Below are 4,411 nucleotides of genomic sequence, written 5' to 3'. Positions count from 1 at the left end.
ATAAAAAAATAATATGAATAGATCACTTAAAAAGTGTCTCTAAACATATTATACGAGGAGATGAGAATATGAAAATAGCAATAATAATGGGAAGTGATTCAGATTATCCTGTAGTAGAGAAAGGAATAAAGATTTTAAAAGATTTTGGAGTTGAAGTTGAAATAAGGGTTATATCGGCTCATAGAACACCATTTAAAGCTATGGATTTTGCAAAGAATGCAGAAAAAAATAATTTTGAATTAATTATATCTGCTGCTGGTAAGGCTGCCCATCTTCCAGGAATATTGGCAGGGGTTTCAATATTACCAGTAATAGGATTGCCTATTAAATCATCTACATTGGATGGTATGGATTCATTATTATCTATAGTTCAAATGCCTAAAGGAGTACCTGTTGCTACTGTTGCTATAAATGGAGGAGAAAATGCAGCATTATTAGCAATAGAAATGTTATCAATTAAATATCCAGAATTAAGAGAGAGATTAAAAGCTTATAGAGAGATGATGAGTAAGAATGTTGAAGAAAAAGACAGAAAGATTGTTAAATTAAGTACAGAAGATGGAGGGACTAAATAATGAAAAAATTAGATATGTTGTATGAAGGTAAGGCTAAAAAGGTATATAAAACTGACGATTCTTCTAGATATATAATTGAATATAAGGATGATGCTACTGCTTTTAATGGAGAAAAAAAAGGTAGTATATTAGAAAAGGGCATAATAAATAATAAAATGTCTGGTTTATTATTTAAAGTATTAGAAGAAAAAGGAATACCAACACATTTTGAAGAATTAATAAATGATAGAGAAATGATAGTTAAAGAAGTTGAGATTTTACCTATAGAAGTTATAGTTAGAAATATTGCAGCAGGATCTTTGGCAGAGAGACTTGGATTAGAAGAAGGAACAAAAATGAAGAAAACAGTCTTAGAATTTTGTTATAAAGATGATGAGTTAGGAGATCCAATGATTAATGAATATCATATAGATGCAATAGAATTAGCCACTAAGAATGAAATAGAAAATATAAAAAATTATTCATTTAAAATCAATGAAGTATTATCTGAATATTTTTTAGAGAGGGATATAGTTTTAGTAGATTTTAAGTTAGAATTTGGTATTCATAAAGGAGAAGTTATACTAGCTGATGAAATTTCCCCAGATACTTGTAGGCTATGGGATAAAAATACTAGAGAAAAGCTTGATAAAGATAGATTTAGAAGAGATTTAGGTAATGTGGAGGAGTCTTATAAGGAAGTATTAAAGAGATTAAATAATTAGTCGGAGGTCCTATAATGGAAAAATTAACTTTAGATAAGCTTAAAGAAGAATGTGGAGTTTTTGGTATATATTCAGAGAATATTGAGGATGTGTCCCAAAGAATCTATTTTGGACTTGTAGCTTTACAACATAGAGGACAGGAAAGTGCAGGAATAGCGATATGTAAAGATAATAGGATTAATTATTATAAAGAGATGGGACTAGTTAGAGAAGTTTTTAATGAAAAAACCATCAATAGGTTAAAGGGGAATATTGGTATAGGTCATGTTAGATATTCTACTACAGGAGATAGTCATTTAAGAAATGCTCAACCATTAGTTGTTAAATGTAAGGAAAATTCTATTGCTTTAGCCCATAATGGAAATTTAATAAATGCTAATGAAATAAGAAGTGAAGCAGAGGAAAAGGGATATATATATCAAACAACTACAGATACCGAAGTGATTGGTAGTTTAATTAATGAAAACTATGAAAATGGATTAGAAGAAGCTTTGATTAAAAGTATGAAAAGAATAAAAGGTGCATATAGCTTGAATTTGATATGTGATGAAAAGTTAATAGGGGTGAGAGATCCCAATGGATTAAGACCTCTTGCAATAGGGAAAATAGAGGATGGTTATGTATTGTCATCTGAAAGTTGTGCATTTGAAGTAGTAGGGGCAGAATATATTAGGGATGTAGAGCCAGGTGAGATAGTAATCATAGATAATAATGGAATAAAATCAATTAGATTTGCAGAAGAAAAGAAGACGGTTTGTTCCTTTGAATTTGTATATTTTTCTAGACCAGATAGTGCTTTAGATGGACAAAGTGTATATAAAAGTAGAATAGAAGCTGGGAAAATTTTATCCAGAGAAGATAATGTGGAAGCTGATATAGTTATGTCTGTTCCAGATTCTGGTACTTTAGCGGCTATAGGATATTCAGAAGAGTCAGGAATTCCTTATAGAGAGGGATTAATAAAAAATAAATATTTAGGACGATCTTTTATTGAGCCTTCCCAAAAGATGAGAGAACTTTTAGTGAAGTTGAAATTGAGTGTATTGCGAGAGAATGTTGAGAATAAAAGAATAGTGTTAATAGATGATTCTATAGTTAGAGGAACCACAAGTAAAAAAATCATAGATATGTTAAGAAAAGCGGGTGCTAAGGAAATTCATCTTAGAATTAGTTCACCACCAGTAAAATATTCCTGCTATTTTGGAATAGATACTCCAGAGAGAGAGAATCTTATAGCATCCTCTCATTCAATCGAAGAAATGAGAAAGAAAATAGGCTGTGATAGTTTACTTTTTTTAAGTGAGAAAGGACTTTTGGAATCTATAGGACTTGAAAACAATGTATGTACGGCATGTTTTAATGGGAACTATCCAATAGCTGTTCCTGAATCCTTAGATAAATTTTCTATGGAAAAATAGGAGGGATAATATGAATGAAAGATTAACTTATAGTGACTCTGGAGTAAATATTAAAGAAGGTAATAAAGCAGTAGAGTCGATAAAAGAACATGTTAAAAAAACTTTTACTAAAGATGTTATATCTTCTATTGGAGGATTTGGAGGATTGTTCAATTTAGATCTTGAAGACATAAAAAATCCAGTATTGGTATCTGGAACAGATGGAGTAGGAACTAAATTATTAGTTGCTTTAATGATGGATAAACATGATGATATTGGACAGGATTTAGTTGCTATGTGTGTGAATGATATACTATGTCATGGAGCTAAACCTTTGTTTTTCTTGGATTATTTTGCTACAGGTGCATTAGAGGCTCATAAAGTAACGGAAGTAGTAAAGGGAATAGCAATGGGCTGTGAATTAGCAAACTGTTCATTAATTGGAGGAGAAACAGCAGAAATGCCGGGACTTTATAATGACAAGGAATATGATTTATCTGGTTTCGCAGTAGGAGTAGTAGATAAAGATAAAATCATTGATGGAAATGATATTAAAACGGGTGATTTTTTAATTGGGCTGCCATCTAGTGGGATACACAGTAATGGATATTCATTAGTAAGAAAATTATTCTTTGAAAAGTTGAATTGGAATACAGATACTTATATAGAAGAAATGAATGATACATTAGGAAATATATTGTTGAAACCTACAAAGATATATTGCAATATAGTTTCTATGTTAATGAAGAAAGTAGAAATAAAAGGTATGGCTCATATAACTGGAGGAGGATTTTATGAAAATATTCCAAGAATGATTCCTGAGGGGTTGGGCGTAGATATAGATTTATCAAGTTGGGAAATATCAGAAATATTTAAGATGATGCAAAGATTAGGAAATATTGATAGGGATGAGATGTTTAGAACTTTTAATATGGGAATAGGATATGTGATTGCAGTTTCTAAAGAAGAAGCATTTAAAATACTAAATATATTGAAATCCATGAATGAAAAGGCTTATATCATAGGGAAAATAGTGGATGAACATGTAGGAGTAAAATTATGTCAGGAATAAGAATAGCAGTGTTCATATCAGGTAGAGGGAGTAATTTAGAAGCTATAATAGATAGTATTGATAGAGGACAAATAAATGGAGAGATAGGATTAGTGATATCTGATAGATACAAAGCAAGAGGATTGAAGATTGCTCAAAAGAAAGGCATTGAATCTTTATATTTAGGAAAGAAAAATTATTCCGATAAGTATAAAAGAATAGATAAAACATTACAAGTTTTAGACGATTATAATATAGATCTTATAGTTTTAGCAGGATATATGAGTATAGTAAATGAAAAAATTGTTAAGAAGTATAGAAATAAAATAATGAATATACATCCTTCATTGATTCCTGCTTTTAGTGGAAAGGGATATTATGGTTCTTTAGTACATGAAGAAGTATTAAAGTATGGAGTCAAAATAACAGGAGCTACGGTACATTTCGTTGATGAAAATACAGATACAGGACCAATTATTATACAAAGAGAAGTAAAGGTATCAGATAATGAGACATTAGAGAGTCTATCAAAAAAAGTATTAGAAATAGAACATCAAATATTACCAGAAGCAATAAAATTATTTGCAGAAAACAAACTTATTATTGAAGGTAGAATAGTAAAAAGACTAACTATATGAAGTCAAATAAAATTTAAATATTTATCATTCCAAAATTAAAGTATAA

5 protein-coding genes are annotated in these 4,411 nt (G+C 29.9%); all 5 read left to right on the top strand.

Annotated elements, in window-relative coordinates:
- Positions 1–68 precede the first annotated feature (68 nt).
- Genes purE through purN form a run of 5 tightly spaced genes read left to right on the top strand, consistent with a single transcriptional unit; the run spans position 69 to position 4,365 of the window.
- Positions 69–575, top strand: a complete 507-nt coding sequence (gene purE, locus GOQ29_RS10980) for a 5-(carboxyamino)imidazole ribonucleotide mutase (protein WP_203372703.1) — start codon at positions 69–71, stop codon at positions 573–575.
- Entirely contained in the window at positions 575–1,279 is a 705-nt protein-coding gene (purC, locus tag GOQ29_RS10975; protein ID WP_203372702.1) for a phosphoribosylaminoimidazolesuccinocarboxamide synthase, read from the top strand. The genes purE and purC overlap by 1 nt, the downstream gene beginning before the upstream one ends.
- Positions 1,280–1,293: 14 nt before the next feature.
- The gene (gene purF / locus GOQ29_RS10970; protein WP_203372701.1) at positions 1,294–2,697 is read left to right on the top strand and encodes an amidophosphoribosyltransferase; all 1,404 of its coding nucleotides are present in this window, start codon (positions 1,294–1,296) and stop codon (positions 2,695–2,697) included.
- 10 nt (positions 2,698–2,707) lie between these two features.
- Positions 2,708–3,748 (top strand): phosphoribosylformylglycinamidine cyclo-ligase, encoded by a 1,041-nt coding sequence (gene purM, locus GOQ29_RS10965; protein ID WP_203372700.1) that lies wholly within the window; start codon positions 2,708–2,710, stop codon positions 3,746–3,748.
- On the top strand, positions 3,736–4,365 hold the full coding sequence (gene purN, locus GOQ29_RS10960; RefSeq protein ID WP_203372699.1) for a phosphoribosylglycinamide formyltransferase: 630 nt from the start codon (positions 3,736–3,738) through the stop codon (positions 4,363–4,365). The genes purM and purN overlap by 13 nt, the downstream gene beginning before the upstream one ends.
- Positions 4,366–4,411 lie beyond the last annotated feature (46 nt).

The sequence above is a fragment of the Anaeromonas gelatinilytica genome, assembly GCF_016820635.1.
GTDB classification, from domain to species: domain Bacteria; phylum Bacillota; class Clostridia; order Tissierellales; family SIT17; genus Anaeromonas; species Anaeromonas gelatinilytica.
Note: the sequence above shows the minus strand (reverse complement) of the source record. Positions and strands in the feature narration are given on the sequence as shown.